Raw genomic sequence first — 15820 nt, forward strand, 5'->3', positions numbered from 1 at the left:
GGTCAGCCTGTCTTCTCGCGCGGCTGATGTGTGCCCGGGGTGTGCCCGAAGGTCCGGCGGAAGACGTCGATGAACGCGCTGGCGGACGACCAGCCGCACAGGTGGGCCACGGCGGTGACCGGGGTGTTCTCGGCCAGCAGGACCAGGGCGTGGTAGAGGCGCAGTTGGGTGCGCCACTGCGGGAACGTCATGCCGAGGTCGGCTTTGAAGAGGCGGGAGAGGGTGCGGTCGCTGGCGCCGACTTCCCTGCCGAGTGCCACCAGGGTGCGGTCGTCGGCCGGGTTCGTGTGCAGGATCTCGCAGACAGCCTTCAGCAGAGGGACGGTTGGCGTGGGCAGGTGCAGCGGCTGCTGGGGTGATGCCCTCAACTGGTCGAGCAGCACGGCCCGCAGCCGCCCGCGTTCGGCGCTGTCGTCGTGCGGGGTGCGGGTGTAGGCGAGGACCAGTTCCCGCAGCAGCGCACCGACGGTCAGCACGGTCGGCTCGTCCAGACCGAGCGGGTTGTCACTCGCGGGCAGACCGACCAGGTGCAGTTCGAGTTCACCGTGGGCCTGGTGGGCGTGCACGGTGCCGGCCGGCACCCAGATGGCGCGATTGCCCGGCGCGACCCACGAGCCGCTGCTGGTGGTCACGGCCAGCACTCCCCGGCCCGCGTAGACGATCTGGTGGTCGTCGTGGCGGTGGGCGTCGATGGCTGCTCCGGGCGCCAGCCACTGGGTGCGGGTCGGCGCTACGGGCTCGTGGCGGATTTCTGACATTGGTTGGCAGTTTATCGGAAGCGCGACACGCTGCCCGGCGATGAGCATGGTGAGGTGTCAAGGACCAAATCAATCACTCTGCTGTCGGTCGGCCATGCCTGTGTGGACATCTACCAGGGCACGGTCGCCTCTCTCGTCCCGTTCTTCGTCGCCGAGCGCGCCTACGGCTACGCCGCGGTCTCGGGCATCGTGCTCGCCGCGTCCGTGCTGTCCTCGGTGGCCCAACCGGTGTTCGGCCTGCTCACCGACCGCTGGGCGATGCCCTGGATCCTGCCGGTGAGCACCGTACTCGGCGGACTCGGTATCGCCCTGAGCGGCCTGAGCGGCTCCTACGCACTGACACTGCTCTTCGTGGCGATGTCAGGCGTCGGAGTCGCCGCCTACCACCCCGAGTCCGCACGCGTCGCCCGGCTCCTCAGCGAGGGCAGCCACAGCGCGATGGGCTGGTTCTCCGTCGGCGGCAATCTCGGCTTCGCCGCCGCGCCGCTCGTGGTCACCGCCGTCGTCGCCTCCGGCGGTCTGCGCCTGTCGCCACTGCTCGTGCTGCCGGCCCTCGCCGGCAGCGTGCTGTGCCTGCCCGTCCTGCGCGCACTCCAGAAGAAGACGGCCCCCGGCAGTTCAGGCGGCCCAGCCGCGGTCGGCGCCGACGACAAGGCGTCCTTCGTGAAGCTGTCGCTGGCCGTGGTCTTCCGGTCCATCGTCTTCGTCGGCCTGAGCACGTTCGTCTCGCTCTACGCCCAGCAGCGGGTGGGAGGCGGTACGGCAGCGGGCACCGTGGCGCTGTTCGTGCTCTACATCGGCGGTGCGATGGGCTCGGTGGCGGGCGGCAGCCTGGCCAACCGCTGGGACCGGGTCACCGTCGCCCGCTGGTCCTACCTCCTCACGATCGCCGCCGTCGCGGGAACCGTGTTCATCCCCGGCCCGGCGTTCTACGCGTTCGTGGCGCTGACCTCCATCGGCCTGTACGTCCCCTTCTCCCTCCACGTCACCCTGGGCCAGGACTACTTGCCCACGCGCGTCGGCACGGCCGGCGGCGTCACCCTCGGACTGACCGTCAGCATCGGCGGCCTGGCCAGCCCCCTCATCGGCAGCATCGCCGACGCGACCTCCCTGCGCACGGCTCTGGCACCCCTGATCCTGATGCCCGTGCTGAGCTGGCTGCTGTTCCGCACCCTGCCCGAACCCACCACGCCCAAGCCCGTGCCGACGGTGCGGCAGACCGGAGACGACACGGACGCCGAACTCACTCCCGTGCACCATCGTCAAGGGTGACCAGCCTGCACATCCGGCGGCCGGAAAGTCGCGGTCTCCCGGCGGCGTGAACGACCGGTCGAGGACGTCGCCGCAGACCCAACCGCACCTCAACGGCGCGCCAACCGCCACCGTCCGGCCCAGAACCGAACTCACGGGCAGCAGCTTCCGTCCGTTGGACGGAAGCTGACGCTCCAGGCTTGAGCCGACTGAGGTCGTGCTGCATGACGAGCTGGATGCCCAGCAGATCCGCCGGCTGACCGACCGGGACCGACCCGAGGGGCTGGCCGTGACCGCGGCCGGCGGGTTGTTGCAGCAGCTGACGAAGCTGGTGCTGGAATCCGCCCTGGGGGTGCCCGAAGACGGTGACCACCGAGTCCGGGCCGGTCGCACTGGAGGTGCCGCGGGACCGGGACGGCTCCATCACACACCGACGATCATGCCCAAGCATTCCCGCCGCCTGCCCGGGGGGGGATCTGATCCTGTCGCTGCCCGCGAAGGGCCTCACCCACGGGGAGATCTCCGCGTGGGTGACCGAGGTCTATGGCGCCGAGGCATCCAAACCCACGATCACCGACAAGATTGCCGAACGCCTCGCGGAATGGCAGAAACACCCGCTGGATGAGGTCCATCCGGTCCTGTTCATCGATGCCCTGCACGTGAGAATCAGGGACGGGCAGGTCGCGAAGCTATGGGCCTCCGACGGTGCCCAGGGCGCCAAGTACTGGCAGCGAGTGCTCACCGAGATCAAGACCCGCGGAGTGCGCGACACCTGCATCGTGGTCTGCGACGGCCTCAAGGTCCTGCCCGATGCGATCGACCTGACCTGGCCCGAAGCGATCGTGCAGACCTGCCTGATCCATCTGATCCGCTATGCCGGCCGCCAGGACTGGGCAGTGCTGGCGCACGACCTCAAACCGATCTACGCGGCGGTCTCCGAGGCCGCCGCCCTGGAGGAATTTGCCCCCTTCGCCGACATCCGGGAACAGAAGTACCCCGCGATCACCAAGCTCTGGGAGAGAACGATCGAATCCCTCAACGCCCGCCTGCGCAGGGCCGTGCGGTCCGCGGACACTTCCCCAGCGAAACCGCCGCCCTCAAATACCTCTTCCTGGCCATCACTGCACTCGCCCCGAAAGGAGACGGCAGAGCCCGCTGGGCTCGCCGCTGGAAACCCGCCCTCAACGCCTTCGAGCTCACCTTCGTAGGCCGCCTGACCCGACACGCCAACATTGACCAGCCAACATCAACAAGCCAGTTCCACCAGGAACTCGACAGTCCCGTGACGGGTACGCGACGCCAGACCAGCTTGGTGCCGCTTGTCCCACAACAGGCCGATCCCAGCGACGAGTTCGGCGATCCGTCCGGACGTCAACCCATGATCCGCCGGCTTCTCGCGATCACTGCACGTGCCCGGTCCCCCCACCGCGCCGACCGTGATCAACGATCGCAGCCCTTACTGCCGCACCCCGCACATCACACCTCCGACGCAGCCGCGACAACACGCGCCACGCCCCCTTTTCCGGCCGCACGTTCGGCGAACATTTACACAATTGATTTCCGAATTACTTCGCGGCAAGCAAAAATTCGGCCAGTAAATATGATGAGAAATCACCCCTCCGATGCATTGGAAATTCATTATGGGCGCGCCGCAGCCGCAATGATTGATTTCTCCACCCCGACATTGCTCTACTTTTCGCCTGAACGCACGGGATCCGTAATCCCGAGCAAAAAACAGGGAAGGAGCGTCATGCGGGCCATTCGAGCCTTGCTCGTGGGTGCCTCGGTGCTCACCGTCTCACTGGGCACCACCACCGCCTCCCAGGCGCTGGGTTGGGAGCGCCCCTGGGCGGCGCACACCCACAGCAGCACGCTGACCCCGGCGCACGACGAACACGAGAAGGAGCACGACAAGGGCAAGAAGGGGAAGGGCGACAAGTACAACCTCGTCCACAGCTGCAAGGGCGGCACCTTCGGCTACTGCACGCAGAACGCGGTCTTCGCCCCGAACATCCTCGGGGACATCGGGCTCACGACGGGGCTCATCGGCCTGACCAGCGGGACCAACGGGACGAGTGCGACGTCGGCCACGGGCACAACGCAGACGACCCAGACCACTCAGACCACGGCGACAACGGCCACCACGGCCACCACGGCCACCACCGCCACGACCAGCACCACGACCCCGCCCCCGGATGGCCTCTGGTGCTCGCCCGGCTACTGGAGGCAGCCGCAGCACATCGATTCCTGGGCAGCGACCGGCTACAGCCCGAACGACAACTTCACGCTGAAGACCGGTGTGACGCCCACACTGTCCCAGCAAGGTATCGACGATGGCGCCCCGACAAACCCAACGCTGTACGAGGTTGTCGACAACCCCCAGTGGTACGGCGGTGACGACACCAACATCGTCGCCGACCTGCTGAGCGCAGCTCACCCTCTGGTCCAGTACGACCCGCCTCCCTTCCGCCCGGAGAACAGCTGCCCGCTGAACTGACCGAAACGACAGAGCGGCAAGCAGAAAAGCGGTCATAGAACTGAATGGCCGTTTTCATCACCTGACGGCAGCTCTCCCGCGACAAGGGAGAGCTGCCTCGGGCTCGTGGCTCGTCCGGTGGGTGCTCTCCCACCGTACGAGCCATGCTTCAGTCAAGGAGCGTGATGGAAGCATCCAGGGGATCGAGCGGACCGACCGTCCACCCCCCGCACACGGAGGCCGGAACGTACGCACCGGCCGCGTTCCCTCCCCCTCGGAGCGCGGCGGACACGGGGGTACGCGAACCCACCCTCCCCCCGCCGTCCGTTCCGAGCACCCCGCACCACTGGTCGCCGTGGTCTGTGGCGACGCTCAGCGTGACGGCCCTCCTCCTCGCCGGCGCCATGCTCGTGCATCTGGGCATGATCTTCCTGACTCTGGCCCCGCCCAACGCCCTCAAGGTCGGCAACCAGGAGGCCATCAACTCCTACGTCCAGCCGGAGTTCGGTCAGGACTGGAAACTGTTCGCTCCCAACCCGAAGCAGCGCAACGACGCCATCGGCATCCGTCTGCGGACCATGGGCAACCCCGGCTCCCCCCACATTTCGCAGTGGATCAACCTCACGGCCCAGGACGTGGCCAAGATCCAGGGCAACCCGACACCGAGCCACGTGGACCAGAACATGCTCCGCATCGCGTGGGACAGTTCCGACTCCTTGCACGGCCCGACAAACCGCCCCAAGGGCATCCGTGGGCAGGTGGCCGCCGATTACCTGAAGCGCATCGCGCTCCAGCGGTTCGGGCGGCAGTGGCAGGGCGAGCGGATCACGGCGGTGCAGCTCGCGGGCCGTTACGCGATGGTGCGGCCCCCGTCGTGGAGTTCCGAGGAAGTACCCGACACCACCAACTACCGCGTCCTCCCGTGGTGGCCAGTGACCGACCAGGACTACAAGGGGCTGTGAGTTGAGCACGATGACGCCCATGCCGACCCGCCCAGAGGCGTCGCGCCCGTCCCGGGTGGAACGCGTCCGCGCGGCCCTCGCCCGATACGGACGCTTCATCTGCACCACCCGCGCCCCCTACCAGGCCGCCGTCTTCCGTATCGGCCTGGCCCTCGCCATCGCGGCCTTCCTGCTCCGGGAATGGCCGCACCGCCGGGTGCTGTACGGCGATCGCAGCCCGCTTTCGCATGAGATGGCACTGGAACTGGCCCGTCTGGACGGAACGTTCAGCGTTCTGTACTGGTCCGGCGGGCAAGCCTGGTTCGAGATCGTCTACGCCCTGACCATCGCCTCGGCTCTCGCTGTCCTGGTGGGCTGGCGCACCAGGACCACGTCCGTGCTGCTCATGGTGGGGACGCTCTCGCTGGAGAACCGCAACCCCCTGGTGGGTGACGGCGGTGACAACGCCATCCGCATCATGGTGATCTACCTGGTCTTCACCCGGTGCGCCCAAGTCTGGTCCCTGGATGCGCGGCGTGCCCGTGCCCTGCAGCGCAAGGACTCCCCGTACGGCGACCGCACAGGAGTCGCCCTCTGGTCGGCCACCGGGCTGTTCCTGCTGGTGGCGTTCGGCTTCGACACGGGATGGCCGCTCGTTCTCTGGATCCTGTGGGGTGTCCAGGCACTGTGGTACGTCGCCAACCGCTGGTTCGCCGAAGCCGAAGGCCGAGCGCTATTGGACGCGGGCGCGTCCCTGCTGCACAACACCGCGATGCTGACGATCGCCGTACAGGTCTGCCTGATCTACGCCACATCCGGCTGGTACAAGGTGCAGGGCTCACGGTGGCAGGAGGGCAGCGCCCTGCACTACGCGCTGAACCTGGAGTACTTCGCGCCCTGGCCCTGGCTCTCGGCAATCCTCGCGGCCAACACCGTGATGGTCCTGCTGATGAGCTACGGAACGGTCATCCTGCAGGTCGCTTTCCCCTTCACTCTGGCCAACCGCAAGGTCAAGAACGTACTGCTGGCCGTCATGATCGTCGAGCACGCCGGGATCGCAGTGGTACTCGGTATCCCGTTCTTCTCCATGGTCATGATCGCGTGCGACGCGGTCTTCCTGCCCACCGCGTTCCTGCTCTGGTGCGGCACCCGGTGCACGGCACCGGCCCGGCGGGCCGGTGCCGGCCGGAACGCCGTACAGGCCAGGCGGAACTCCACCGCAGCCGCTTGACCAGCACCGGGCAAGCGAAACGGTCCGTACGAGCGCGGTCGTACGGACCGTTTTCATGAACTCGGCATCCCATCGCCCCCGTACACGGCGAGCTCCGTGAGCCGCGCGAACGCCCGGAGGTAGATGTCGAGTTCGCCGGGGGCCGTGACGATCACCTTGGCGGCGAGGAGGCTGCCCGGCTGGTGACCCGAGAGCGGCGCATGCTGGCCTCGACGGCCTCAGTCACGTCGTCGGGGGTGCCGCGGAATCCCGCGATGGTGCCCATGAGCGCGGTGGCGTAGCCGGGCGTCTGCAGGTAGCCGGGGATCACGCGGGAGGCGTACACGCGGAACAGGCGGGTACTCCCACGCCCGGATCGCCGTGTCCGACGGGGCGGTGACGGCAGCTGCGCGCGCTTCCACCAGGGCGACGTCGTCGCACAGTTCCTTGTAGGCCCAGTGCCCGTCACCGGTGAAGTGGTGGACGCGCATCAGTTGCCCGTCGAAGTTCCAGGAGTCGCTGCCCGGCAGGAGCAGGTCCCACACGCGGTGCCGCGGCAGCCATCGCACCTGCTCGCCGGCATCCGTCCTCGTCCGTGTCGGGGTCGATCCCGACAAAGTGAATGTTCATGATGGCTGCCTCCCGCGCTAGTCGGTTGCAGCGATCGACACCACTGTCACGGGCTCCTGGGTGACGCGGTCAAGAGCGCGTACCGGCCACGGCCTGCGGCGGCAACTCCCCTGTAATTCGGTGCAACTTCGCAGCAAGGGCAGCGCTCCGATTCCTACGGTCCTAAGCAGCGGCAGGCCCACCACCCTGCCCACGCACGCCGGCGCCGGGGCAGATCCACGCCGGCGAAGGCACCCGGATGAAGACGATCATGGATCCGCCCAACACGCTCGAACTCCCCCTCAGCGAACCGGCGCCCGCGCCGGGCTGTCGTGTCTGCGGGGCCCTGGCCCGGCAGCGCGCCGAGTACACGGCCGCCGGGAACCCGTCCAAGGCGACGGACTGCAGTATCGAGATCCGCAACCACCCCCACCCGAAGCGCAAGTCATGGACGAGCTGCGGCGCGCGTACCGCGCTGCGCAGAAGTAGATCCGCCCGCCCCTCACCCCGTGAGACCTGGGAGCGGGCGGGACCAGGCCCCGGCGGGAACTGTGCCCGGCCGGGGCCCGCTCCATGTCCGGCGTGATCATTTGGCCTTCGGGCCGGCACGGGGCCAGCCAACGACCTCCAGAGACGACGAACGCCCCTCGCTCGGCGAGAGGCTGACGGGATTTCGCAGGTCGAAACGTTCCTGCGGGGTGACGCTGGAGTGGGGCGGGTGGGACTCGAACCCACGGCCGACGGATTATGAGTCCGCTGCTCTAACCGGCTGAGCTACCGCCCCATCTACGGCGCGTCGCGCACATTTGTGCGCGCCGTCTGCCGCAGCATAGCCGCTCATACGATCTCCTGCTTCGGATGGTCGGCTTCGCGTGACCATGAGGACTTCGGTGTGCCGTGCGCGGTTCCGGCGGACATGAAAAAGGACCCCTGAGGGGTCCTTTTTCGTTGCTCTCCCGACTGGACTCGAACCAGTAACCTGCCGGTTAACAGCCGGCTGCTCTGCCAATTGAGCTACAGGAGATCGAGCTCCCCCGACTGGACTCGAACCAGTAACCTGCCGGTTAACAGCCGGCTGCTCTGCCAATTGAGCTACAGGGGATCGCTTCGTTGCATCGAACGCACCTACCTGGGTATTCGCCAGGGGGCGTGTGCTCGCTGCGACACATACATTAGCGCAAGCAGGGGGGTGCTCCGCCAATCGGTTCCGCCCCCGCACCGATGCCGAGGCAAGGGAAGGGTGGCCGTCATGCGCTACCGGCTCACATTCGTCGCCGGACTGGCTCTGGGTTACGTGCTGGGCTCACGCGCCGGGCGCGAGCGTTACGAGCAGCTGAAGAAGTCCGCCCAGCGGATCTCGCAGAACCCGGCGGTGCGCAACACCGCCGAGAGCGCCGCCCAGCAGGGCCGCGAGTTCGCGGGCAAGGCGTACCACGCGGTGAGCGAGAAGGTGGGCGACCGGGTCCCCACCTCGGTGACCGACCGGGTCCGCTCCCTGCGCGAGCGGAACGCCAACGGCCGCGGCGAGGACGACTGGGGCACCTCCAACACCTAGCGAACGGGCACGGACGATCCGGTCCGGCGCGCTTGCCTCTCGCGGTACGGCAGAATTTGCGCCATGGGGATAGTCGCCGGGTTGGACAGTTCGCCCGATTTCACTCGCATCATCGTCTGCGACTCGGACACGGGCGCCGTACTCAAGCAGGGGTACGCGCCGCATCCGGTCGAGTCCACCGAGGGCGGCGGGCGTCCTTCCGACGTCGACCCTCAGGCCTGGCTGCTGTCCCTCGGAGAGGCGGCCGGTGGCGGACTGCTCGAAGGTGTGCAGGCCATCGGCGTCTCCGCGCAGCAGAACGGGCTGGTCCCGCTGGACGCGCAGGGGAACACGGTGCGTCCAGCTCTCGTCGGCAGTGACAAGCGGACGCAGGTCGCGGCCGCCGATCTCGTCGACGCGCTCGGCGGGCGCGAGGCGTGGGCCCAGGCCGTGGGCTGCGTACCGCAGGCCGCCCAGCCGGTGACCAAGCTGCGCTGGCTGAACAAGACCGAGCCGGACTCCGCGCGGCGGACCGCGTTCCTCATGCAGGCGCACGACTGGCTGGTGTGGCAGCTGCTCGGGCGGCCGGTGCGCAGGACCACCGACCGGGGCGGGGCCTCCGGGACCGGGTACTGGTCGGCGGCGACCGGCGGTTACCGGCCGGACATCGTCGAGATGGCGCTGGGGCACCAGGTCGGGCTGCCCGAGGTGCTCGGCCCCTCCGACGCGGCGGGGACCACTCCGGAGGGGCTCCTCATTTCCGCCGGGACCGGCGAGACCATGGCGGCGGCGTTCGGGCTCGGCATCGGGCTCGGGGACGCGGTCGTCTCGCTCGGAGCCTCCGGTTCCGTGATGGCCGTACACCCCGAGGCGCTCTTCGACTCCTCCGGCATGATCACCTCGCTGGCGGACGCGACCGGGATGCATCTGCCGGTCGTCACCACGCTCAATGCCGTACGAGCCCTGCGCGGCGCTGCCGAACTCCTCGGCCTGTCCGACCTGGAGAGCCTGTCCGACCTCGCGATGAAGTCGACGCCGGGCTCCCACGGCCTGGTGATGCTGCCGTATCTGGAGGGCGAGCGGACGCCGAACCTGCCGCACACGGCGGGGATGCTGGCCGGGCTGCGGCGCGAGTCGATGCGGCCCGAGCATCTGGCGCGGGCCGCCTTCGAGGGCATGCTGTGCGGGCTGGCGGACGCGCTCGACGTGCTGCGCGGGCGGGGCGTCGACGTACGGCGGATCTTCCTGCTGGGACAGGCCGCCGAGCTGCCCGCCGTACAGGCCGTGGCGCCCGCGCTGTTCGGCGTGCAGGTCGTGGTGCCGCAGCCCGCGGACTACGCGGCGTTCGGCGCGGCCCGGCAGGCGGCCTGGGCGCTCGGCGTCTCGCAGGGCACCCTCGACCCGCGGACGCCGCCCGCCTGGCAGGGGCCGGTCGCGCAGGTCCTTGAGCCCGGTGAGGAACTGGCCGTGGGACAGGCCATACGGCAGCAGTACGTGTCCGTACGGGAGCAGGCGCATCCGGGGGCGTTCCGGGCCTAGCGGACCGCCGGCGTACGTCGAAGGTCCGATACCGGGTCGGTTCTTGGCCTGCACTTGGGTTAATCGGTTGAGGTAACACGGGGGGAGTGTCCGACGATAGGGGGTGGTGCACCCACTGCCCGCCCGCCGTCGACCCCGAGAGACCCCGCGTGCTCATACGACTGCTTCGTACGTACCTCCGTCCGTACAAGAAACCCATCGCGCTGCTGGTGCTGCTGCAGCTCCTGCAGACCTGCGCCACGCTCTACCTGCCCACGCTCAACGCGCACATCATTGACAACGGTGTCGTGAAGGGCGACACGGGCTACATCCTGTCCTTCGGCGGCGTGATGATCGCGATCTCGCTGGCGCAGGTCGTCTGCAACATCGGTGCCGTCTACTACGGCGCCCGTACGGCGGCGGCGGTCGGCCGGGACATCCGGGGCGCCGTCTTCGACCGCGTCCAGTCCTTCTCCGCGCGCGAGGTCGGCCACTTCGGGGCGCCCTCGCTGATCACCCGCACCACCAATGACGTCCAGCAGGTGCAGATGCTCGCCCTGATGACGTTCACCCTGCTGGTGTCGGCGCCGATCATGTGTGTGGGCGGCATCATCCTGGCCCTCGGCCTCGACGTGCCGCTGTCCGGGGTGCTGGTCGCCGTGGTGCCGGTCCTCGGCCTCGGTGTGACCCTGATCATCCGGCGGCTGCGGCCGCTGTTCCGCTCCATGCAGGTCCGCCTGGACACCGTGAACCGGGTGCTGCGCGAGCAGATCACCGGCAACCGCGTGATCCGCGCCTTCGTGCGGGACGACTACGAGAAGGAGCGCTTCCGGAAGGCGAACGCCGATCTGACGGAGGTGTCGCTGGGCACCGGGCGGCTGATGGCGCTGATGTTCCCGATGGTCATGACCGTCGTGAACCTGTCGTCGATCGCCGTGGTGTGGTTCGGCGCGCACCGGATCGACAGCGGGGGCATGCAGATCGGTGATCTGACCGCGTTCCTCGCCTACCTCATGCAGATCGTGATGTCCGTGATGATGGCCACCTTCATGTTCATGATGGTGCCGCGCGCGGAGGTCTGTGCCGAGCGCATCCAGGAGGTCCTGGACACCGACAGCAGTGTGGTGCCGCCGACCGCGCCCGTCTTGGAGCTGCGGCGCCACGGCCACCTGGAGATCCGTGGCGGCGGGTTCCGTTACCCGGGTGCCGAGGAACCGGTGCTGACGGCCGTCGACCTGGTGGCGCGGCCGGGTGAGACGACCGCCGTGATCGGGTCCACGGGCAGTGGCAAGTCGACGCTTCTCGGGCTCGTCCCCCGGCTGTTCGACGCCACCGACGGCGCGGTCCTCGTCGACGGCGTGGACGTGGCGACGATCGAGCCGAAGCTGCTGGCGAAGACGGTCGGGCTCGTGCCGCAGAAGCCGTATCTCTTCGCGGGCACGGTGGCGACGAACCTGCGGTACGGCAATCCGGACGCCACCGACGAGGAGCTGTGGCACGCGCTGGAGGTGGCGCAGGCCAAGGGGTTCGTGGAGGGCCTGGAGAACGGGCTCGACTCCCCCATCGCACAGGGCGGCACCAATGTGTCGGGCGGCCAGCGGCAGCGTCTCGCGATCGCCCGCACCCTCGTGCAGCGGCCGGAGATCTACCTCTTCGACGACTCGTTCTCGGCGCTCGACTACAAGACCGACGCCATGCTGCGCGCGGCGCTCTCCGAGGAGACCGCCGAGGCGACCGTGGTGATCGTCGCCCAGCGGGTGTCGACCATCCGGGACGCCGACCGGATCGTGGTCCTCGACGAGGGCCGGGTCGTCGGCACCGGGCGGCACCACGAGCTGATGGCGGGCAACGAGACCTATCGGGAGATCGTTCTCTCCCAGCTCACGGAAGCGGAGGCTGCCTGATGGCCGGGCCTATGGGGCGGATGATGGCCGGGGGCGGCCCCGATCAGCGCTCGATGGATTTCAAGGGGTCGGGCAAACGGCTCCTGGCACAGTTCAAGCCCGAGCGCGCCACCATGTACGGGATGCTCGTCGCCGTGGTGCTGAGCGTGGGCTTCTCGGTGGTGGGTCCGAAGATCCTGGGCCGCGCCACCGACCTGGTCTTCTCCGGCATCATCGGGCGGGAGATGCCCGCCGGCGAGACGAAGGCCGAGGCCCTCGCGGCCATGCGGGCGCGCGGCGACGGCGGCATGGCCGACATGCTCTCCGGGACCGACTTCACCCCCGGCAAGGGCATCGACTTCAACGCGGTCGGCGAGGTGCTGGGGCTCGCGCTCGTGGTGTTCCTGCTGGCAGGCCTGCTGATGGCGGTGGCGACGCGGCTGGTCAACCGGTCGGTCAACCGGACCGTGTACCGGATGCGCGAGGACCTCCAGGCGAAACTGTCGCGGCTTCCCCTGTCGTACTTCGACAAGCGGCAGCGCGGTGAGGTACTCAGCCGCGCCACCAACGACATCGACAACATCGGGCAGACGCTCCAGCAGTCGATGGGGCAGCTCATCAACTCCCTGCTCACCATCGTGGGTGTGCTGGCGATGATGTTCTGGGTCTCGCCGCTCCTCGCACTGGTGGCGCTGGTCACCGTGCCGCTGTCCTTCTTCATCGCCACACGGGTCGGCAAGCGGTCGCAGCCGCACTTCGTCCAGCAGTGGCGGACCACCGGCAAGCTCAACGCGCACGTCGAGGAGATGTACACCGGGCACAACCTGGTGAAGGTGTTCGGGCGGCAGGAGGAGTCGGCGGCGCAGTTCGCCGAGCAGAACGAGCAGTTGTACGAGGCCGGGTTCAAGGCGCAGTTCAACAGCGGGATCATGCAGCCGCTGATGATGTTCGTGTCGAACCTGAACTATGTGCTGGTGGCCGTGGTGGGCGGACTGCGGGTCGCGTCCGGGTCGCTGTCGATCGGTGACGTGCAGGCCTTCATCCAGTACTCCCGGCAGTTCTCCATGCCCCTGACGCAGGTCGCCTCCATGGCGAACCTCGTGCAGTCGGGCGTGGCCTCCGCCGAGCGGATCTTCGAGCTGCTCGACGCGGACGAGCAGGAGGCCGATCCGGTACCGGCGCTCCGTCCCGACGAACTCCGGGGACGGGTGGCGCTGGAGAACGTGTCCTTCCGGTACGACCCCGAGAAGCCGCTCATCGAGGATCTGTCGCTGAAGGTGGAGCCCGGGCACACGGTCGCGATCGTCGGCCCGACGGGCGCCGGCAAGACCACGCTGGTCAACCTCCTCATGCGGTTCTACGAGGTCACCGGGGGGCGGATCACCCTCGACGGGGTCGACATCGCCGCCATGTCCCGGGACGAACTCCGTTACGGCATCGGGATGGTGCTCCAGGACACCTGGCTGTTCGGGGGGACGATCGCGGAGAACATCGCGTACGGGGCCTCGCGGGACGTCACCCGGGGCGAGATCGAGGAGGCGGCGCGGGCCGCGCACGCCGACCGGTTCATCCGGACGCTGCCCGACGGGTACGACACCGTGATCGACGACGAGGGGTCGGGGGTGAGCGCGGGTGAGAAGCAGCTCATCACCATCGCTCGGGCGTTCCTGTCGGATCCGGTGATCCTGGTGCTGGACGAGGCGACGTCGTCCGTCGACACCCGGACGGAGGTCCTGATCCAGAAGGCGATGGCGAAGCTCGCGCACGGGCGTACGTCGTTCGTGATCGCGCACCGGCTGTCTACGATCCGGGATGCGGACACCATTCTGGTGATGGAGAACGGGGCGATCGTGGAGCAGGGCGCGCATGCGGAACTGCTCGCGTCCGACGGGGCGTATGCGCGGCTGTATAAGGCCCAGTTCGCCCAGGCGGTGGCTGAGGTGGACTGAGGTTTTTCGCCCCCTCCGCCCCTTCCCGTCCCGTTTCTGGGGGCTGCCGCCCCCAGACCCCCGCTTCGGCCTGGACGGCCTCGTCCTCAAACGCCGGACGGGCTGAAGGATCTCTCCCCGGCCGGGGCTGAAGGGCGGAGCCCCCACGGGTGGGTGGGGGCTCGGGACGGCGTTGCCTTGTCCTCGGATGCCGGAGGGCTGAAGGTTTTCAGCCCCTCCGGCGTTTGAGGAGCGGGGGTTTGGGGGCGGAGCCCCCAAGTGACGGGAATGGGTAGGGGCGGAGGGGGCGAAAGAAGCCCTCAGTCCAAGTAGCCCCGCAGCTGGTCCGCGAACGCGTGGTCCCTCAGTTTGTTGAGGGTCTTGGACTCGATCTGGCGGATGCGCTCGCGGGTGACGCCGAAGATGCGGCCGATTTCCTCCAGGGTGCGCGGCCGCCCGTCGGCCAGCCCGTACCGGAGCTGGACGACCTTCCGCTCCCGCTCCCCGAGCGTGGAGAGAACCGCCTCCAGATGCTCACGGAGCAGCAGGAACGCGGCGGACTCCACAGGAGACGTCGCGTCACCGTCCTCGATGAGGTCGCCGAGCGCGACGTCGTCCTCCTCGCCCACGGGAGCGTGCAGGGACACCGGTTCCTGAGCCAGCCGCAGCACTTCACTGACCCGCTCGCTCGGCAGATCGAGATGCGCGGCGACCTCCTCGGGAGTCGGCTCGTAACCGCGCTCCTGAAGCATGCGCCGCTGCACCCGCACGACCCGGTTGATCAACTCGACCACGTGGACGGGGACTCGGATGGTCCGGGCCTGGTCGGCAAGGGCCCGGGACATGGCCTGGCGGATCCACCAGGTGGCGTACGTCGAGAACTTGTAGCCGCGGGCGTAGTCGAACTTCTCAACCGCCCTGATCAGGCCGAGGTTTCCCTCCTGGACCAGGTCGAGCATGGTCAGTCCCCGGCCCACGTACCGCTTGGCGACGGAGACGACGAGCCGCAGGTTCGCCTCGATGAGGCGGCGCTTGGCCATACGGCCCATGACGACCAGTTTGTCCAGGTCGAGGGCGAGCTGGCTGTCCAGATCGACGGCGAGCCGGAGCTTCTCCTCGGCGAAGAGGCCGGCCTCGACACGGCGGGCGAGTTCGACTTCCTCGGCCGCGGTGAGCAGGGGGATCCGGCCGATCTCGCGCAGGTACTGGCGGAACAGGTCGGAGGAGGGGCCGCCGGTGTCGGCGGCGCGGCTCCGGGGCGGTTCGACGGGCTCGGGAGCCTCGGACTCGGCTTCCACCTCGGCGTTCTCGACAGCGCTCGCGGGCGGCTCGTCCAGCTCGGGCGGGCTCTCCGGCTCCGCTTCGGGGTGGTGCGCGGCACGGCTCTGCGGGGGTACCGCCGCGACGACGTCGGTCTCGGCGTCCGCGTCCGTATCCGTGATGTTGTCGGTCTGTGCGAGGGTCTGGGTCTGCACGGGGGCGACCTCCAGGAATGTCGCTGCTGAGGCGTGCGGCAGCGTTACGTCGGGGATGGGGTCGACGGCCTCGCCGCTGTCCATCCCGTAGTCGTTTAGCGGAACCGCGGGGATCGGGGACCCGTCGCGTGCGGGTCGGCCGCGCTCCGAGGACTCAGGCACCGCAACCCAGTGTGGAGTACGACACATCGCCGCCACGAGGGGCGTGCGGTGACTTTTTGCGTCCGGTCCGTGACC

12 protein-coding genes, 3 tRNA genes and 1 pseudogene are annotated in these 15820 nt (G+C 68.6%); 9 read left to right on the forward strand and 7 right to left on the reverse strand.

Annotated features, from left to right (window positions below; all coding sequences use genetic code 11):
• Positions 1-2: 2 nt before the first annotated feature.
• Positions 3-758, reverse strand: coding sequence for a helix-turn-helix transcriptional regulator (locus OG219_RS15910; RefSeq protein ID WP_266827054.1), 756 nt, complete (start codon positions 756-758; stop codon positions 3-5).
• Between the two features lie 54 nt (positions 759-812).
• On the opposite strand from OG219_RS15910, the gene OG219_RS15915 reads away from it, so the two are divergent.
• The 5 genes from OG219_RS15915 (at position 813) to OG219_RS15935 (ending at position 6657) form a co-directional block, all read left to right on the forward strand.
• Positions 813-2030, forward strand: a complete 1218-nt coding sequence (locus OG219_RS15915; RefSeq protein WP_266827056.1) for an MFS transporter — start codon at positions 813-815, stop codon at positions 2028-2030.
• 344 nt (positions 2031-2374) lie between these two features.
• Positions 2375-3217, forward strand: coding sequence for a transposase (locus OG219_RS15920; RefSeq protein WP_266827058.1), 843 nt, complete (start codon positions 2375-2377; stop codon positions 3215-3217).
• A gap of 542 nt (positions 3218-3759) precedes the next feature.
• The gene (locus OG219_RS15925) at positions 3760-4506 is read left to right on the forward strand and encodes a hypothetical protein (protein ID WP_266827060.1); all 747 of its coding nucleotides are present in this window, start codon (positions 3760-3762) and stop codon (positions 4504-4506) included.
• A 356-nt stretch (positions 4507-4862) separates the two neighbouring features.
• Complete coding sequence (locus OG219_RS15930) at positions 4863-5447, forward strand: DUF5819 family protein (RefSeq protein ID WP_266827062.1); 585 nt, start codon at positions 4863-4865, stop codon at positions 5445-5447.
• A gap of 19 nt (positions 5448-5466) precedes the next feature.
• Positions 5467-6657 (forward strand): HTTM domain-containing protein, encoded by a 1191-nt coding sequence (locus tag OG219_RS15935; RefSeq protein ID WP_266827064.1) that lies wholly within the window; start codon positions 5467-5469, stop codon positions 6655-6657.
• Positions 6658-6808: 151 nt separating this feature from the next.
• On the opposite strand, the gene OG219_RS15940 is transcribed toward OG219_RS15935, so the two are convergent.
• The 5 genes and pseudogenes from OG219_RS15940 to OG219_RS15955 form a co-directional block, all read right to left on the reverse strand.
• On the reverse strand, positions 6809-6982 hold the full coding sequence (locus OG219_RS15940; RefSeq protein WP_323183280.1) for a Scr1 family TA system antitoxin-like transcriptional regulator: 174 nt from the start codon (positions 6980-6982) through the stop codon (positions 6809-6811).
• A 55-nt stretch (positions 6983-7037) separates the two neighbouring features.
• Positions 7038-7217: pseudogene (locus OG219_RS48140) on the reverse strand (DUF6879 family protein); the annotation flags it as partial.
• Between the two features lie 738 nt (positions 7218-7955).
• A tRNA-Ile gene (locus OG219_RS15945) sits at positions 7956-8029 on the reverse strand.
• A 167-nt stretch (positions 8030-8196) separates the two neighbouring features.
• Positions 8197-8269: transfer RNA gene (locus OG219_RS15950), tRNA-Asn, on the reverse strand.
• 5 nt (positions 8270-8274) lie between these two features.
• Positions 8275-8347, reverse strand: a tRNA-Asn gene (locus OG219_RS15955).
• A gap of 147 nt (positions 8348-8494) precedes the next feature.
• Between OG219_RS15955 and OG219_RS15960 the strand changes: the two genes are divergently transcribed.
• The 4 genes from OG219_RS15960 to OG219_RS15975 all read left to right on the forward strand — a co-directional run bounded on the left by OG219_RS15960 (position 8495) and on the right by OG219_RS15975 (position 14129).
• Positions 8495-8800, forward strand: coding sequence for a YtxH domain-containing protein (locus OG219_RS15960; protein ID WP_266827066.1), 306 nt, complete (start codon positions 8495-8497; stop codon positions 8798-8800).
• A gap of 63 nt (positions 8801-8863) precedes the next feature.
• Positions 8864-10318: an FGGY family carbohydrate kinase gene (locus OG219_RS15965; protein ID WP_266827068.1), complete on the forward strand. Its 1455-nt coding sequence runs from the start codon at positions 8864-8866 to the stop codon at positions 10316-10318.
• Between the two features lie 149 nt (positions 10319-10467).
• Positions 10468-12201, forward strand: a complete 1734-nt coding sequence (locus OG219_RS15970; RefSeq protein ID WP_266827070.1) for an ABC transporter ATP-binding protein — start codon at positions 10468-10470, stop codon at positions 12199-12201.
• Positions 12201-14129: an ABC transporter ATP-binding protein gene (locus OG219_RS15975; RefSeq protein ID WP_266827072.1), complete on the forward strand. Its 1929-nt coding sequence runs from the start codon at positions 12201-12203 to the stop codon at positions 14127-14129. The genes OG219_RS15970 and OG219_RS15975 overlap by 1 nt, the downstream gene beginning before the upstream one ends.
• 299 nt (positions 14130-14428) lie before the next feature.
• Here OG219_RS15975 and OG219_RS15980 read toward each other — a convergent pair whose 3' ends face one another.
• Positions 14429-15745 carry an RNA polymerase sigma factor gene (locus tag OG219_RS15980; protein ID WP_266827073.1) on the reverse strand — a complete coding sequence of 439 codons (1317 nt, stop codon included), beginning with the start codon at positions 15743-15745 and terminating at the stop codon, positions 14429-14431.
• Positions 15746-15820: the final 75 nt, after the last annotated feature.

Source organism: Streptomyces sp. NBC_00038, assembly GCF_026343635.1.
Taxonomy (GTDB): Bacteria; Actinomycetota; Actinomycetes; order Streptomycetales; family Streptomycetaceae; genus Streptomyces.